Genomic DNA, 16,053 nt, shown 5'->3' with positions numbered 1-16,053 from the left:
CGCGCCCGCCGCACCGGCCGGGGCGTCCGCGGCGGGTGCCGGCGTACCCGCCCCGGCCACGCCCGCCGCGCCCGAGGTGGTCGACGCCGGGCGCGGGCTCATCGTCATCCCCGCGCGCGACGTCGCGCTGCTCGGGGGCGCACCGCTGCCGCTGACCGGCGTCGAGGTCACGATCCTCGCCACGCTGGCCCGGGAGCCCGGCCGGGCGTGGGGCAGGCGCGAGCTGGTGCACGCGGTGTGGACGGAGGAGTTCGGCGAGTCGCACTTCCTGCTCGACGTCCACGTCGGCAACCTGCGCCGCAAGCTGCGCAAGGCGAGCGGTTCCGGCGGCGAGTGGATCCGCAGCGTGGAGGGCCAGGCGTACGCGCTCATCCCGGCCGAGGGGGACCACCCGCGCGCGGACTGACCCGCGGGTAACGTTCGGCCCGGTGCCCCCGCCCCGGGCGGCCCGACCGAGCCGAGAGGTGCGTGGATGCGCGTCGCACTGCTGTCCTACCGCAGCAAGCCGCACTGCGGCGGGCAGGGCGTCTACGTCCGCCACCTCAGCCGCGAGCTCGTCGCGCTGGGCCACGAGGTCGAGGTGTTCTCCGGCCAGCCCTACCCCGAGCTCGACCCCGGGGTGCGGCTCACGCCCGTGCCGAGCCTCGACCTCTACCGCGAGCCCGACCCGTTCCGCACGCCCGGTCTCGGCGAGATCCGCGACCTGACCGACGTGCGCGAGGTCCTGACGATGTGGACGGCGGGCTTCCCGGAGCCCCGCACGTTCGCCGAGCGGGTGCGCCGCATCCTGCGCGAGCGCGCCGACGAGTTCGACGTCGTGCACGACAACCAGGTGCTGGGCTACGGGATCCTCGACCTCGCCGCCGACGGGATGCCGGTCGTCACCACGCTGCACCACCCCATCACCTTCGACCGGCGCATCGACCTGGCCGCCGCGACGACGTGGCGCAAGAAGCTGTCGCTGCGCCGCTGGTACGGCTTCCTGCGGATGCAGGGGCGGGTGGCGCGGAGGGCGACGCTCGTGCTGACGCCCTCGGAGTCGTCCAAGCGCGACATCATCACCGACTTCGGTGTCGACCCCGAGCGCCTGCGCGTCATCCTGCTGGGCGTCGACGACGTCTTCGTGCCGCCCACCGAGCCGCGCGTGCCGGGCCGCATCGTCGCGATGGCCAGCGCCGACGCGCCGCTCAAGGGCATCGGCACGCTGCTCGAGGCCTTCGCCAAGCTGCGCACCGAGCGCGACCTGGAGCTCGTGCTCGTCACGAAGCCGCAGCCGGGCGGGCGCACCGAGCAGCTGGTCGACGAGCTGGGCATCGCCGACGCGGTGACCTTCGTGCACGGCGTCAGCGACGAGGAGCTGGTGCGGGTCATGGGCTCCGCCGAGCTGGCGTGCGTGCCGTCGCTCTACGAGGGCTTCTCGCTGCCGACCGCCGAGCTGATGGCCTGCGCGACGCCGCTGGTGGCCTCCCGGGCCGGCGCGATCCCCGAGGTGACCGGCCCGGACGGGCTGTGCGCCGACCTGGTCGACCCGGGCGACGTCGGGCAGCTCGAGCACGCCATCGCGGCGCTGCTCGACGACCCGGAGCGGCGCGAGCGCATGGGCCGGGCGGGCCGCGAGCGGGTGCTCGCCGAGTTCAGCTGGCGGGCGGTGGCCCGGGCCACCGCGCAGGCGTACGAGGACGTCATCGAGGTGACGCGCGCGCAGGCCGCGTCCCGGCGTCGTGGGAACGAGTGAGGGAGCGGACATGCTGACCGTCGACTTCGACCGGCTGGGCCTCCAGCCCGGCGAGCGGGTGCTGGACATGGGCTGCGGCGCCGGCCGCCACGCCTTCGAGATGTACCGCCGGGGCGCCGACGTCGTGGCGTTCGACCAGGACGCCGACGAGCTCGCCGGCGTGCGGGACCTGTTCGGCGCGATGAAGGAGGCCGGCGAGGTGCCGGCCGGCGCGGAGGCCGACACGAAGGAGGGCGACGCGCTCGCCCTGCCCTTCGGCGACGGCGAGTTCGACCGCGTCGTGGCCGCGGAGGTGCTCGAGCACATCCCCGCCGACATCCAGGCGATCGAGGAGCTGGTGCGCGTCCTGCGCCCCGGCGGCACCCTGGCGGTCTCGGTGCCGCGCTGGTTCCCCGAGGTCGTGAACTGGAAGCTCTCGGAGGAGTACCACGACGTCCCCGGCGGCCACATCCGGATCTACACCGACAAGGAGCTGGCGACCAAGGTGACCAACGCCGGCCTCGAGCTCGTCGGCAAGGACCACGCGCACGGGCTGCACACGCCGTACTGGTGGATCAAGTGCGCCGTCGGCGTGCGCAACGACGACCACCCGCTCGCGAAGGCGTACCACCGCCTGCTGGTGTGGGAGATCATGAAGCAGCCGCTCGCGCTGCGCCTGGCCGGCCGGGTGCTCGACCCGCTGGTGGGCAAGAGCCTGGTGCTCTACTTCCGCAAGCCGGCCTGATGGCCCTGGGTCGACCCGCCCCGCTCCTCGAGCCGCGGGCGGGGGTCGTGCCTGCCGTGGCGGGGGTGCTGAGTGCCGAGCAGGTCGCCCGGACCGCGGCGTCGATCGCCGGGATGCAGCACCCCGACGGCGCGATCCCGTGGACGACCGGCGACAAGACCGACGCGTGGAACCACGTGGAGGCCGCGATGGCGCTCCTCGTGGGCGGCGAGGTCGAGGCGGCCGAGCGGGCGTACGCGTGGTGCCGCGCGAACCAGCGCGCCGACGGCAGCTGGCCGGTCAAGGTCGTCGGCGACCGGGTCGAGGACGACGGCGGCGAGACGAACATGTCGGCGTACGTCGCGGTCGGCGTGTGGCACCACTGGCTGGTACGGCGCGAGCGCGGGTTCGTGGACCGCTGCTGGCCGATGGTGCGCGCCGCCCTCGACTTCGTCGTGCGCCTGCAGCTGCCCTCCGGCGGCGTCGCGTGGCTGCAGGAGTGGGTCGACGGCGCGCCCGGGCCCGTGCGCGAGGAGGCCCTGCTGACGGGGTCCGCGAGCACCTACCACTCCCTGCGGGCGGGCCTGGCGCTCGCGGGCCTGGTGGGGGAGCCGCAGCCCGCGTGGGAGCGCGCGGCGGCCCGGCTGCGCCACGCGGTGCGCCGCCACCCCGAGGCGTTCCTCGACAAGGCGACGTTCTCGATGGACTGGTACTACCCCGTGCTCGGCGGCGCCGTCCGCGGCGAGGAGGCGCACGCGCTGCTGGCGCGGCGCTGGGACGACTTCGTCGTGCCCGGCCTCGGGATCCGCTGCGTCGACACGAACCCGTGGGTGACGGGCGCGGAGACCTGCGAGCTGGTCATGGCGCTCGACGCGGTGGGCGACGAGCGAGCCGCGGGGCTGTTCACCGACGTGCAGTTCCTGCGCGACGAGGCGTCGGGGGGCTACTTCACGGGCTACGTGTGGCCCGACGAGGTGCTCTGGCCGCGCGAGCTGACGACCTACACGGCGGCCGCGGTGGTGCTCGCCGCCGACCAGCTGAGCGGCACGACCCCGGGCGCCGACATCATGGTCGGGGCGACCTTCGGGCCCGAGCCGGACGAGGTCGCGGGCGGCTGCGGCTGCTGACCTGGCGCCTTGCGTCGTTCGAACAAATGTTCGATCATCGACGTCATGACCGCGCTCCCCGTCCCCGCTCCCGACGGGGTGGACCTGGGTGTGGTCGCCCAGCTCCGCGACCGGGTGACGGCGATGCAGGGCGGGCCCACGCGGCTCCCGCTGCCCACCCACCCGGCGCTCGCCGAGCTGCTCCAGCTGCGGGCCGGGGGCGCCTACGGGGTGGACTCGGCGCGGCTCGCGCTCGCCCTCGTCGCGGGGGCCTCGGCCGCCGGTGAGTGGGTCGCCGTCGTCGGCTGGCCCGACCTCGGGGTCGAGGCGGCCCTCGACCTCGGGCTCGACCCGGCGCGCACGGTGCTCGTGCCCGACCCGGGCGACCTGTGGCTCGAGGCCACGGCGGCGCTCGTCGACGTCGTGCGGCTCGTCGTGCTGCGTCCCCGGGGCGTCGTCGACCCGAAGTCGGCGAGCGTCCTGGAGGCCCGGCTGCGCAAGCGCTCCGCGGCGCTCGTGGTGTGGGGCGACTGGCCGCGCTGCGAGGCCCGCCTGAGCGTCGAGCGCGTGCGCTGGACGGGGGCCGAGCGGGGCGAGGGCCGGCTGCGGGAGCGGTGGGTGCGCGTCGCCGTACGACGGGGGGCGGCGCCGCCGCGCCACGCCGACCTCCGCTTCCCGGCCGAGCAGGGTGGGGCCGCCCGCCTGGAGGGTGTCGGACGGGCCGTGGGGAGGGTCGGCTAGTGGCCGGCCGCGTGCTCGTCGTCTGGTGCCCGGACTGGTCGGTGGTCGCGGCGCTCGCCGAGGAGGAGCTGTCCCTCGGCGCGCCGGCGGCGGTGCTGTCGCGCAACGTGGTGGAGGTCTGCAACGGCCCGGCCCGCGACGAGGGCGTGCGGCGGGGGATGCGGCGCCGCGACGCGCAGTCGCGCTGCCCCGAGCTCGTGCTGCTCGACGCGAACCCCGAGCGCGACGCCCGGGCGTTCGAGACCGTGCTCGGGGTCGTCGAGGAGGTGCGCCCCGGGGTCGCGCCGCTGCGGCCCGGGCTGCTGGCCCTGCGGGCGCCGGGGCGGTACGGCGGGGGCGAGCCGCACGCGGCGGCCCTGCTCGCCGAGACCCTCGTGGGCGCCGGGGTGTGGGACGTGCGGATGGGCGTCGCCGACGACCTCTTCACCGCCGAGCAGGCCGCGCGCCGCGCGGGGGTGCAGGAGCACGTCGTCGTGGGGCCGGGGGAGTCGGCCGTGTTCCTGCGGGGCCTGCCGGTCGACGCGCTGCTGGCGGACCCGGCGGCGGAGGAGCTGGTCTCGCTGCTGCGGCGGCTGGGGCTGCGCACCCTCGGCGACCTCGGGGCGCTGCCGGCGGCCGACGTCGGTCGTCGCTTCGGCACCTACGGGGCGGAGGTCCACCGGCGGGTACGGGGCGAGGGCGAGGTGGCGCTGGCGGCACGCACGCCGCCGCCCGAGCTGGCCCGCGAGGTGCCCTTCGAGCCGCCGCTGGAGTCGGTGGAGGCGATCTGCTTCAGCGTGCGCACCACCGCGGAGCGGTTCGTGGCCGGTCTCGCGGAGCGCCAGCTCGTCGCCACCGCCGTGCGGGTCGAGGCGTCGTGCGCGGGCGCGCACGGGGAGGACGTCGTGGTCTCCGCGCGCAGCTGGCTGCACCCCCGGCACTTCTCGGCCCGCGACCTGGTGGACCGGGTGCACTGGCAGCTCCAGGGCCAGTCGCAGGGGTCGGTGCGCAGCCGGCGGGCGGCGGGACCGGTGCTGGAGCCGGTGACACGGGTGCGGTTCGTGCCGGAGACGGCCGAGCCGGCGGCGGCCCACGCGGAGGCGTTGTGGGGCGGTGGGGCGGACGAGCTGGTGGGGAGAGGGATGGCACGGGTGCAGGCGATGCTGGGGTACGACGCGGTGCTGGTTCCGGTGGCGCAGGGAGGACGGGGGCCGGCGGCGCGCCAGGCCGTCGTGCCGTGGGGGGAGCGGCCCGTCGGGCTGCGGGCCGTCGACCGACCGTGGCCGGGCCGCATCCCGGGGCCGGCGCCCGCCCGGGTCTTCGCCGAGCCGCTGCCCGGCGAGGTCCACGACGCCTCCGGGGTGCCGGTGCGCGTGGACGAGCGCGGCTGGGTGACGGGGGAGCCGACCACGGTCCGGGTGCCCGACGCGGGCTGGCTGCCGGTCGACGCCTGGGCCGGCCCGTGGCCGGTCGACGAGGCGTGGTGGGAGGAGACGGGCTCGCCCGTGCGGCGCGCGGCCCGCTTCCAGGTGGTCGGCGTCGACGGTCGCGCCTGGCTGATGGCGTGCGTCGACGGCGCCTGGTGGGTCGAGGCCGGTTACGACTGAGCGACGCGGGCGCGGGTGGCATGCTCGCCGGGAGGGCCACCGCCGGTGGCGGACGGACGGAGGTCGACCGTGCGGGTCGCGGTGCTCGACGACCACCAGGGCGCGTTCGCCGGGCTGGCGGCGGCGCGGCCGCTGCTCGACGCCCCCGAGCACGAGGTGGTCACCTTCCCCGACGCCGTGACCGGCGACCGGCTGGTCGCGCGGCTCGACGGCTTCGACGCCGTCGTCCTGCTGCAGCAGCGCACCGCGCTGCCACGGGCCGTGGTCGAGCGGCTGGACACGGTGCGCCTCGTCAGCCAGACGGGCCGGCACACCGACCACCTCGACCTCGACGCCTGCCGCGAGCGGGGGATCGCCGTGTCCGCCGGCGGCGCGGGTGACCCGGCCGCGACGGTCGAGCTGACGTGGGCGCTCGTGCTGGCGGCGAGCCGCCGGGTCCCCGAGGAGGTCGCGCGGCTGCGCTCCGGCGGGTGGCAGGGATCGGTCGGCACCCTGCTGCGGGGCCGCACCCTCGGCGTGCTCGGGCTGGGGCGCATCGGCACGCGGGTGGCCGACGTCGGGCGCGCGTTCGGCATGCGGGTCCTCGTCGACGGGCGGGAGGGCTCCCGGGCGCGGGCGCTCGCGGCCGGGCACGAGGTCGCTGCGGACCGGGCCGAGCTGTTCGCGACCAGCGACGTCCTCACGGTGCACCTGCCGCTGGTGCCGGCCACGCGGGGCGTCGTCACCGCCGACCTGCTGGGCCGGATGCGGCCCGACGCCCTCTTCGTCAACACCTCGCGGGCGGGGCTCGTCGCGCCCGGGGCGCTCGCCGCGGCCGTCGCCGCCGGACGGCCGGGACGTGCGGCCGTCGACGTGTTCGACGTCGAGCCCGCCGAGGGCGACCCGCTGCTGCGGCTGCCGGGCGTCACCGCCACCCCGCACCTGGGCTACGTCGTCACCGAGGTGCTCGAGAGCCTGTACGGCGCGGCCGTCGAGCAGGTGCTGGCGTTCGCCGCGGGCCGGCCGGTGCGGGTCGTCGTGTCCGCCCCGGGGGCCTGATGGTCGCGACGGGCGCAGGCCGGGAGGATGGGGGCGTGCGCACCCTGATCGTCACCGCCCACCCGGACACCGGCTCGCTCACCCACCACGCGGCCCGACGGCTGCAGGAGGAGCTCGGGGCCGACCGGACGACGCCGGCCCACCTGGCCCAGGAGGGGTTCGACCCGCGGTTCGCGGCCGGCGACCGGCGGGACTACCTCGAGCGGACGCTGACCGACCCCGCCGTCGCGGCGGAGCAGGCGAGGATCGACACGGCCGACCACCTCGTGCTCGTCTTCCCGGTCTACTGGTGGTCGCTGCCGGCGCTGCTCAAGGGCTGGATCGACCGCGTGTTCGTGGGCGGGTGGGCGTTCGGCTTCGACGACGAGGACCGCGTCGTCCCGTGGCTCGACCGGCTCACGCTCCACCTGCTGCCGCTCTCGGGGACCTCCGCGGCGTCCTTCGCCCGGCACGGCTACGACCGGGCGTTCACCACGCAGGTCGAGGAGGGCATCGTCGACTTCTGCGGCATGCGCCGCGGGGCCCGCGCCTTCGTCCACGACTCCGAGTCCACCGACCGCGAGGCCGTCGGCGCCGCCGTCGAGACCGCCGTCGCCTCCGTGGTCGCTGCGATCACCGGCGCCGCCAGGACGACGACGATCGCGGGGTAGCCCGACCCTGCCGGCCCCGCCCGACGTTCCGGGAAGCCGGGGAACGCCGCTCGCACATCGAACACGTGTTCGATACGGTGGGTGCGTGGGATGGAACAACCCGGCGGTGCCGTGGAGCGAGCTGGAGCGCCGTCTGTCGGGGCGCCCCGGCGCCGACGACGCGCCGGTGTCGCGCCGCAAGCGCGCGCCCGTCGCCATCCCGCCGGCCACCGGGTCCGCGGGGGGCGTGCCCTACGCCGAGTTGCACTGCCACAGCCACTACAGCTTCCTCGACGGGGCGAGCGCCCCCGACGCGCTGGTCGCCGAGGCGGTGCGCCTCGGCCTGCACGGGCTGGCGCTCACCGACCACGACGGCTTCCACGGCGCGCCGATGCTCGCCGAGGCGGCCCAGGGCCAGCCGCTGCGCACGGTGTACGGCGCGGAGCTCTCCCTCGGCCTGTCCGGTCCGCAGAACGGCGTGCCCGACCCGGAGGGTCACCACCTGCTCGTGCTGGCGCGCGGGGTCGAGGGCTACCACCGGCTCGCGGGCGCGATGACGGAGGCGCACCTGCGCGGCGACGAGAAGGGCCGGCCGGTCCACGACGTCGACGAGCTCGTCGACCGCGGCCGGGGCCACTGGCTGGTGCTGACCGGCTGCCGCAAGGGCGCCGTCCGGGCGGCGCTCGCCCACGGCGGCCCGGCCGCCGCGGCCGCGGCGCTCGACGACCTCGTCGACCGGTTCGGGGCGGAGCACGTCGTCGTGGAGCTCACCCACCACCGCCGCCCGGGCGACACCGAGGCCAACGACGTGCTGGCCGGCATCGCCGCCGACCGCGGGCTCCCGGTGGTCGCGACGGGCAACGTCCACCACGCGACGCCGTCCGAGCACCGGCTGGCCACGGCCATGGCCGCCGTGCGCGCCCGCCGCAGCCTCACGGACATGGACGGCTGGCTGCCGCCCGGCCCGTCGGCGTACCTGCGCAGCGGGGTGGAGATGACCCGCCTCCTGGGCCGGTACGACGGAGCGGTCGCCCGCAGCGTGCAGCTCGCCGACGAGCTGGCCTTCGACCTGCGCAAGGCCTCGCCCGAGCTGCCGACGCGCAACATCCCGCCCGGGCACACGGCGACGAGCTGGCTGCGCGAGCTGGTGCGCCGCGGGTTCGCGGAGCGCTACGCCGGCACCGAGAACGAGGCCGAGGCCGCCCCGCGGATCGAGCGGGAGCTGGACGTCATCGAGCGCAAGAACTTCGCGGGCTACTTCGTGATCGTGCACGACATCGTCGCCTTCGCCCGCAGCCAGGACATCCTCTGCCAGGGCCGCGGGTCGGCGGCGAGCTCCGCGGTCTGCTACGCCCTGGGCATCACCGCCGTGGACGCCGTCTACTACCGCCTGCCGTTCGAGCGGTTCATCTCCGAGCACCGCGACGAGGAGCCCGACATCGACGTCGACATCGACTCCGACCGGCGCGAGGAGGTGATCCAGTGGGTCTACGACACCTACGGGCGGCGCAACGCCGCCCAGGTCGCCAACGTCATCACCTACCGCCCCCGGATGGCGGTGCGCGACGCCGCGAAGGCCCTCGGCCACTCGACGGGCCAGCAGGACGCGTGGAGCAAGCAGGTCGACGGCTGGGGCCGCGAGATCGACCGCAGCCTCGACATCCCCGGCCCGGTGCTCGACCTCGCCGAGCAGCTGGTCGGGGCGCCGCGCCACCTGGGCATCCACTCGGGCGGCATGGTGCTCACCGAGCGGCCCATCGGGGAGGTCGTGCCCATCGAGCGGGCCCGGATGGACCGGCGCACGGTGCTGCAGTGGGACAAGGACGCCTGCGAGACGATGGGCCTGGTCAAGTTCGACCTGCTGGGCCTCGGCATGCTCGGCGCGCTCGACCACATGATGCGGCTGGTCGAGCAGCACCTCGGCGTGCGGTGGCGGATGGACACGGTGCCCCGCGAGGAGCCGTCCGTCTACGACATGCTCTGCCGCGCCGACTCGATCGGCGTCTTCCAGGTCGAGAGCCGCGCGCAGATCGGCACGCTCCCGCGGCTGCAGCCGCGCTGCTTCTACGACCTGGCCATCGAGATCGCCCTCATCCGCCCCGGACCCATCCAGGGCGGCGCCGTGCACCCCTACGTGCGCCGGGCCACGGGCAAGGAGCCGATCCGCTACGAGCACCCCGACCTCGAGCCCGTGCTCGAGCGCACCCTCGGCGTGCCGCTGTTCCAGGAGCAGCTCATGGCGATGGCGGTCGCGATCGGCGACTGCACCCGCGACGACGCCGACCTGCTGCGCCGCGCCATGGGCTCCAAGCGGGGCGTGGAGCGCATCGAGTCGGTGAAGGAGAAGCTCTTCGCCGGCATGGAGCGCCGCGGCATCACCGGGGAGCGGGCCGAGGGGATCTACCTGCAGATCCTGTCGTTCGCGAACTTCGGTTTCGCGGAGTCCCACGCGCTCAGCTTCGCGCTGCTCGTCTACTACTCGTCGTGGTTCAAGCTGCACTACCCGGCGGCCTTCCTCGCCGGCCTGCTGCGCAACCAGCCGATGGGGTTCTACTCCCCGCAGTCGCTCGTCGGCGACGCCCGGCGCCACGGGGTGCGGGTGCTGCGTCCCGACGTGGCCCGCTCCTCGGCCCAGGCCGACCTCGAGCCGCTCGAGGCGGGCACGGCGCCGCCCACCCGGTTCCCCGAGCAGGTCGAGCACCGGTACGACGGGGAGCTCGCCGTCCGCCTCGGGCTCGACGGCGTGCAGGGCATCGGGCTGGACGTGGCCCGGCGCATCGTCGCCGAGCGGGAGCGCGCGCCGTACGAGAGCGTCACCGACCTGTCGCGGCGCGCGGCCCTGACGACGCCGCAGCTCGAGGCGCTCGCCACGGCCGGCGCGCTGGGCTGCTTCGGGCTCGAGCGGCGCGAGGCGCTGTGGAGCGCGGGGTACGCCGAGAGCGCCGAGCACCTGCCCGGCACGACACCGGCTCCCGCGCCGCCGACGCTGCCGGCGATGGCGGAGGTCGAGGAGACGCTGGCGGACCTGTGGGCGACCCGCATCTCCCCGGAGCACCACCCCGTCGAGCACCTGCGGGGGCTGCTGCGGGAGGCGGGGGTGCGCTCGGTGGCCGACCTCGAGCACACGGAGGCCAACCGGCGGGTGCACGTCGCCGGCCTCGTGACCCACCGGCAGCGGCCCGGCACGGCGCAGGGCACGACGTTCCTCAACCTCGAGGACGAGACGGGGATGCTCAACGTCGTCTGCTCGGTGGGGGTGTTCGCCCGCCACCGGCACGTGGCGCGCAACCGGGTGGCCGTCGTCGTCCGGGGGATCCTCGAGCGCAGCGACGGGGTGACGAACCTCGTCGCCGACCGGCTCGAGGCCATCGACACGGTGGTGCCGGGCGCGGGGGAGGTGCTGCAGTCCCGCGCCCGGTCCCGCGACTTCCGCTGAGCCGTCCTGCGGGTGGGACGGTCGCAGCGGACGGGCCTGCGGCCGCCTCAGTCGCCGGTGCGGACGACCATCTTGCCGACGTTGCCGCCGCGCATCATGGTCAGCAGCGCCTCGACCGCGTTCTCGACGCCGTCGACGACGGTCTCGTCGTACGCGATCCGCCCGTCGGCGAACCAGCCGGCCATCCGCTCGCCGAACTCGCCCGCGAGGTCGCGGTGGTCGCCGAGCGTGAAGCCGCGCAGGGTGAGGCCCTGGGTGATGATCCGGAACATGTTGCGGGGGCCCGGCACGGGGGCGTCGGCGTTGTACGCGGCGATCGCGCCGCACAGCGCCATCCGCCCGCCGCGGTTCATGGCGCCCAGCGCGGCCTCGAGGTGCTCGCCACCGACGTTGTCGAAGTAGAGGTCGACCCCGTCGGGCGCGGCCTCGGCGAGCTGGTCGCGCACCGGCCCGGCCTTGTAGTCGAAGGCGGCGTCGTAGCCGTACTTGTCGCGGAGCAGGGCGACCTTCTCCGGGGAGCCCGCCGAGCCGACGACGCGCCCCGCGCCCAGCAGCCGCGCGACCTGCCCCACGGCGGTGCCCACGGCGCCGGCGGCGCCGGAGACGAAGACGGTGTCGCCCTCGCGCAGGCCGGCGATGCGGGTCAGCCCGACGTACGCCGTCAGCCCCGTCATCCCGAGGATGCCGAGGTGCAGCGAGAGCGGCGCCCCCGGGACCTCGCGCACCGGGCGGAACGCCCGGACCGGGCCCTGGGCGACGTCGCGCCACCCGAGGTCGTGGAGCACCGGCGTACCGACCGCCAGGGCGTCGTCGCGGGACGCGACCACGCGGCCGACCGCGCCGCCCGTCATCGTCTCGCCGAGCACGAAGGGCGGGATGTAGCTCTTGCCCTCGTTCATCCGCCCGCGCATGTAGGGGTCGACGGAGACGAACGCGTTGGCGACGCGCACCTCGCCGGGCTCGAGGTCGGGCAGCTCGACCTCCACCGTGCGGAAGTCGTCGGGCTCCGGCCACCCCGTGGGGCGGCGGACGAGCTGGACCTGGGTGCTGGTGGTGGGGACCACGGTGCTCCTCTCGAGCGGTTCGGGCGCTTGTTGGACCGGTCGATCCAGAATAGGCTCGAACAGGAGGACCGCAAGTCGTCGAGGAGGTGCGTCGTGGCCCGGACCCAGGCGTTCGACACCGGGGCCGCCGTGCGCGCCGCCCGGGAGGTGTTCTGGCGCGACGGCTTCGAGAGCGCGGCCCTGCCGGCGCTGGAGCGGGCGACCGGCCTGTCGCGCTCCAGCATCTACAACACGTTCGGCAGCAAGCAGGGCCTCTTCGAGCGGGCGGTGGCCAGCTACCTCGACGAGGTCGTCCGCCCCCGGCTCGCGCCGCTGCTCGCCGACGAGGTCGACCCCGGCGCGCTCGCGGCGTACCTGACCGGCCTGCGCGCCGTGCTGGCCGACGAGCGCACGACCTCCGCGCGGCACGGGTGCCTGCTCATGAGCGCCGCCGGCGCCCCCATCGGGCGCGACGACGTGGTCCGCGCGGCCGTCGCCGACTACCGCGCCGAGCTGCGCCGGGCGATCGGCCGGGGGGTCGACGCCCGCGACCCCGCCCACGGCACCTCGCCCGACCCCGCCGACCCCGCCCCCGAGGCCTCGGGCGGCGGTCGGTCGGCGGCCTGGCGCGGCGCCGTCGCCGACGCCGTCAGCGCCCTCGTCCTCGCTGCACTTGCCCTCGTGCGGATCGACCGGGGCGAGGCGCTGCGCTCCCTCGACGCGGCCCTCGTGCTGGTCGACGGTCCCGTGGGGACCTGACCCGCACACTGGAACCCATGATCCGCAACGTGGTGCTCGGCGTCCTCAAGCCCGGAGTGACGACCGAGCGCCTCGACGCGGCCCTCGCGGCGGTGCGGGGACTGGCGGTCACCGGGCTCGACGCGCGCGTGGTCGCCGGGCGCGACCTCGGCCTGCGGCAGGGCAACGCGTCGTACGCGATCACCGTCGACGTGGCGAGCGAGGCCGACCTCGTGCGCTTCGACCGCGACCCCGAGCACGACCGCGTCCGGCGCGAGCTCCTCGTGCCCATCTCGCGCAGCATGCAGCAGGTGCAGTTCCGGCTCCCCGGCTGAGGAGCGCCGTTGCGGCCGGTGGCTAGCGTGTCGAGGTGACCGGGACGACGCAGGAGACCGAGGAGACCGCGTCGTACGAGCCGGACCCGCGGCGCTGGCGGATCCTCGGCGTGAGCCTCGTGGTCGGGTTCATGGTGCTGCTCGACGTGACGATCGTGAACGTCGCGATCCCGTCGATGAGCGCCGGCCTCGACACCGGGCCGGGCACCATCCAGTGGGTCGTGTCGGGCTACGCGCTCGCGTTCGGCCTCACCCTCGTCACCGGCGGGCGCCTGGGCGACGCGTTCGGCCGGCGCCGCCTCATGGTGGCCGGCCTGCTGGGCTTCATCGCCTCCAGCGCGGCGGCCGGGCTCGCCCCCGACGCGACGTGGCTGATCGTGGCCCGCCTGGTGCAGGGCGCCTCCGCCGGCCTGCTGACGCCCCAGAACTCCGGGCTCATCCAGACGCTGTTCCGGGGCCACGAGCGCGGCGTCGCGTTCGGCACCTTCGGTCTCGTCGTCTCCGTCTCCTCGGCGCTCGGCCCGGTCCTCGGCGGCCTCCTCATCGCGCTCGCGGGGGAGCAGGACGGGTGGCGCTGGATCTTCCTCGTCAACGTGCCCATCGGGCTGCTGCTCGTCGTGCCGATCCTGCGGATGGTGCCGGGCCGCGACCCGGCCGCCGCGGGGGAGAGCGTGCACCTCGACCTCGTCGGCGCCCTGCTGCTGGGCGCCACCGTCCTGGCCGTCCTCGTCCCCGTGATCAGCCTCGAGGGCGGGGCGCTGCTGCCGCTCGTGCTCCTCGTGCTGGTGCCCGGGCTCGCCGTCGCCTTCGTGCGCTGGGAGCGGCGGGTCGTGGCGCGGGGCGGGGCGCCGCTGCTCGACGTGAGCCTGCTCGTGCGCACGCCCGGCTACGCGAGCGGCGTGACCATCGGGACGCTGTACTTCACCGGGTTCACCGGCGTGTTCCTCGTGCTGAGCGTCTTCCTCCAGGAGGGCCGTGACCTCTCCGCCCTCGAGGCCGGTCTGCTGCTGTGCCCCTTCGCCGTCGGCTCGGCCGTCGCCTCGCCGCTCGCCGGGCGGGTCGTGGACCGCGTCGGGCGCGTGCTGACCGTCGTGGCGCTCGTCGTGCTGATGACGGGCCTCGTCGTGCTCGCGCTCGCCGTACCGCTGCAGGGCGCGCCGCTGTGGCTCGTGCTGTCGGTGCCGCTGCTCGTCGCGGGGGCCGGCGGTGGCGCGGTCGTCTCGCCCAACATGACCCTCTCGCTCGCCGACGTGCCCACCCGCATGGGCGGCGCCGCCGGCGGCGCGCTGCAGACCGGGCAGCGCATCGGCGCGGCCATCGGCGCGGCGGTCGTCATGACGGCCTACCAGCTGGCGGTCGACGCCCTGGGCGACCCCGACGCCGCCCTGCGGTGGGGCATCGGGGTGTCGGTCGTGCTGCTGGCCGCGGCCCTCGCGGCCGCGACGTGGTCGTGGCGGCGCGAGTCGCAGCCGCTCGTCCGCGGCTGACCGCGCCCGGGAGCCTCAGACCGGCGGGGGTACGGCGTCGCGCCGGCCCCACTTGTCGGTCCATGTCGGCGGCGAGGCGAGCGTGGCGAGCAGCCGGTCGAGGTCGTCGTCGAAGGTCACGATCCCGCCCTGCTCGGGACGCACGAAACCGCGCTCGACCATCCGGTCGCGCATGTCCCGCAGCGGGGCCCAGAAACCGTCGACGTCGAGGAACCCGCTGCGCTTGTGGTGGATGGACAGCTGCGCCCACGTCCACTGCTCCGCGACCTCCTCCAGCGTGCCCGCCCCGCCGGGCAGGGTGAGGAAGGCGTCGGCGCGCTCGGCCATCAGCGCCTTGCGCTCGTGCATCGACTCGACCACCACCAGCTCGGTGCACCCGGTGTGGGTGAGCTCGCGCTCGTCGAGCGCGCGGGGGATCACGCCCACCACCTCGCCGCCGGCCGCGAGCGCAGCGTCGGCGACCGTGCCCATGAGCCCGACGCGGCCCCCGCCGTACACGAGGGTGGTGCCGCGCTCCGCGAGCGTGCGCCCGACGAGGCGGGCCGCGTCGGCGAAGGCGGGGGAGTCCCCGTAGGACGAGCCGCAGAACACGGCGACGGCCGAGAGCGGGCGGGGTGCGGCGGCAGGCTGGACGGTCACGCGAGGACGGTATCCGCCCGTCCCAGCGGCCCGTCGCAGGGCTCAGCCGCGACTGATGGCGAAGGCGCTGATGAAGCCGAGCACGCACAGCGCGCCGTTGTAGAGGCCGGTCTCCTCGAACGCCTCGGGCACCATCGTGTCGACCACCATGGCGAGGATGGCGCCCGCCGCGAGCGCGGTGATGACGGCGACCGTGCCGCCCGGGGCGCCGGCGAACACGACGTACCCCAGCAGGCCGGCGATCCCGCTGGCGACCGCGATGGCCGACCACACGCCGAAGACGAAGGCGGCGCTGCGCCCGCTGCGCTTCATGCCGGCGGCGCTCGAGAGACCCTCGGGCAGGTTGGAGAGCAGGATGGCGGCGAGCACCGCGAGCCCGACCCCCTCGCCCCCGGTGAGCGACAGGCCGAGGACCGTGGACTCCGGGACGCCGTCGAGCAGGGCGCCGATCGCGATGGCCGCGCCGCTGCCGCTCACCTGCCCCTCGCTGGGCTGCTGGTCGCCCGACCGCTTCCGGTGCCGCGCGCCCCGGCGGGCCAGGGCGACGTTGGCCGCGACGTAGGCGCCCGCGCCCACCAGCAGGCCGACGACCGTGGCGCCGAGCCCGCCCGTCCGCTCCGCCTCGTCGACGAGCTCGAACGACAGCGCCGAGACGAGCACGCCGGCGCCGAACGCCATGATCGCGGCGATGACGAGGCGCGGGACGCGCACGAACCAGGCGATCGCGGCGCCCACGACGAGCGCCCCTCCGGACACCAGCCCCCACAGGCCGGCCTGCATCCACTCGGGCACCCGCCCATCATGCCCCGGGCGCTGGTCGCACCCGGACCGAGGGCG

Annotated in this window: 15 protein-coding genes; 12 read left to right on the top strand and 3 right to left on the bottom strand. The window is 75.8% G+C overall.

The genetic code is table 11. The features are described 5' to 3' along the window. The 9 genes from KK617_RS08360 to KK617_RS08320 form a co-directional block, all read left to right on the top strand. The coding region (locus KK617_RS08360) for a helix-turn-helix domain-containing protein (protein WP_277499437.1) at window positions 1–406 on the top strand (406 nt) is incomplete at its 5' end. 66 nt (window positions 407–472) lie between these two features. Continuing rightward, window positions 473–1,735: a glycosyltransferase family 4 protein gene (locus tag KK617_RS08355; RefSeq protein WP_277499436.1), complete on the top strand. Its 1,263-nt coding sequence runs from the start codon at window positions 473–475 to the stop codon at window positions 1,733–1,735. A gap of 10 nt (window positions 1,736–1,745) precedes the next feature. Continuing rightward, on the top strand, window positions 1,746–2,459 hold the full coding sequence (locus tag KK617_RS08350) for a methyltransferase domain-containing protein (RefSeq protein WP_277499435.1): 714 nt from the start codon (window positions 1,746–1,748) through the stop codon (window positions 2,457–2,459). Continuing rightward, window positions 2,459–3,565, top strand: a complete 1,107-nt coding sequence (locus KK617_RS08345) for a prenyltransferase (RefSeq protein WP_277499434.1) — start codon at window positions 2,459–2,461, stop codon at window positions 3,563–3,565. The genes KK617_RS08350 and KK617_RS08345 overlap by 1 nt, the downstream gene beginning before the upstream one ends. Before the next feature lie 45 nt (window positions 3,566–3,610). Beyond that, window positions 3,611–4,285, top strand: a complete 675-nt coding sequence (locus tag KK617_RS08340) for a hypothetical protein (RefSeq protein WP_277499433.1) — start codon at window positions 3,611–3,613, stop codon at window positions 4,283–4,285. Next, window positions 4,285–5,871, top strand: coding sequence for a DNA polymerase Y family protein (locus tag KK617_RS08335; protein WP_277499432.1), 1,587 nt, complete (start codon window positions 4,285–4,287; stop codon window positions 5,869–5,871). Before KK617_RS08340 ends, KK617_RS08335 begins: the two co-directional genes overlap by 1 nt. A gap of 45 nt (window positions 5,872–5,916) precedes the next feature. Next, window positions 5,917–6,909 carry a D-2-hydroxyacid dehydrogenase family protein gene (locus KK617_RS08330; protein WP_277499431.1) on the top strand — a complete coding sequence of 331 codons (993 nt, stop codon included), beginning with the start codon at window positions 5,917–5,919 and terminating at the stop codon, window positions 6,907–6,909. 35 nt (window positions 6,910–6,944) lie between these two features. Then, on the top strand, window positions 6,945–7,559 hold the full coding sequence (locus KK617_RS08325; protein WP_277499430.1) for an NAD(P)H-dependent oxidoreductase: 615 nt from the start codon (window positions 6,945–6,947) through the stop codon (window positions 7,557–7,559). An 85-nt stretch (window positions 7,560–7,644) separates the two neighbouring features. Then, entirely contained in the window at window positions 7,645–10,974 is a 3,330-nt protein-coding gene (locus KK617_RS08320) for an error-prone DNA polymerase (RefSeq protein WP_277499429.1), read from the top strand. Between the two features lie 47 nt (window positions 10,975–11,021). Here KK617_RS08320 and KK617_RS08315 read toward each other — a convergent pair whose 3' ends face one another. Beyond that, on the bottom strand, window positions 11,022–12,038 hold the full coding sequence (locus tag KK617_RS08315; protein WP_277499428.1) for an NADP-dependent oxidoreductase: 1,017 nt from the start codon (window positions 12,036–12,038) through the stop codon (window positions 11,022–11,024). A gap of 93 nt (window positions 12,039–12,131) precedes the next feature. On the opposite strand from KK617_RS08315, the gene KK617_RS08310 reads away from it, so the two are divergent. From KK617_RS08310 to KK617_RS08300, 3 genes are read left to right on the top strand one after another with little or no spacing between them, the layout of a single operon-like run. Then, on the top strand, window positions 12,132–12,776 hold the full coding sequence (locus KK617_RS08310; RefSeq protein ID WP_277499427.1) for a TetR/AcrR family transcriptional regulator: 645 nt from the start codon (window positions 12,132–12,134) through the stop codon (window positions 12,774–12,776). Window positions 12,777–12,793: 17 nt separating this feature from the next. Beyond that, a complete protein-coding gene (locus tag KK617_RS08305) occupies window positions 12,794–13,090 on the top strand; it encodes a Dabb family protein (protein ID WP_277499426.1) in 297 nt (98 codons plus the stop codon). 35 nt (window positions 13,091–13,125) lie between these two features. After that, window positions 13,126–14,577 carry an MFS transporter gene (locus KK617_RS08300; protein WP_277499425.1) on the top strand — a complete coding sequence of 484 codons (1,452 nt, stop codon included), beginning with the start codon at window positions 13,126–13,128 and terminating at the stop codon, window positions 14,575–14,577. A 15-nt stretch (window positions 14,578–14,592) separates the two neighbouring features. Here KK617_RS08300 and KK617_RS08295 read toward each other — a convergent pair whose 3' ends face one another. Together KK617_RS08295 and KK617_RS08290 are read right to left on the bottom strand one after the other, a co-directional pair. Beyond that, entirely contained in the window at window positions 14,593–15,216 is a 624-nt protein-coding gene (locus KK617_RS08295) for a TIGR00730 family Rossman fold protein (protein ID WP_277499424.1), read from the bottom strand. A gap of 42 nt (window positions 15,217–15,258) precedes the next feature. Then, window positions 15,259–16,008, bottom strand: a complete 750-nt coding sequence (locus tag KK617_RS08290) for a ZIP family zinc transporter (protein WP_277499423.1) — start codon at window positions 16,006–16,008, stop codon at window positions 15,259–15,261. Window positions 16,009–16,053 lie beyond the last annotated feature (45 nt).

Source organism: Nocardioides sp. ChNu-99 (genome assembly GCF_029493445.1).
Classification (GTDB): domain Bacteria; phylum Actinomycetota; class Actinomycetes; order Propionibacteriales; family Nocardioidaceae; genus Nocardioides.
Note: the sequence above shows the minus strand (reverse complement) of the source record. Positions and strands in the feature narration are given on the sequence as shown.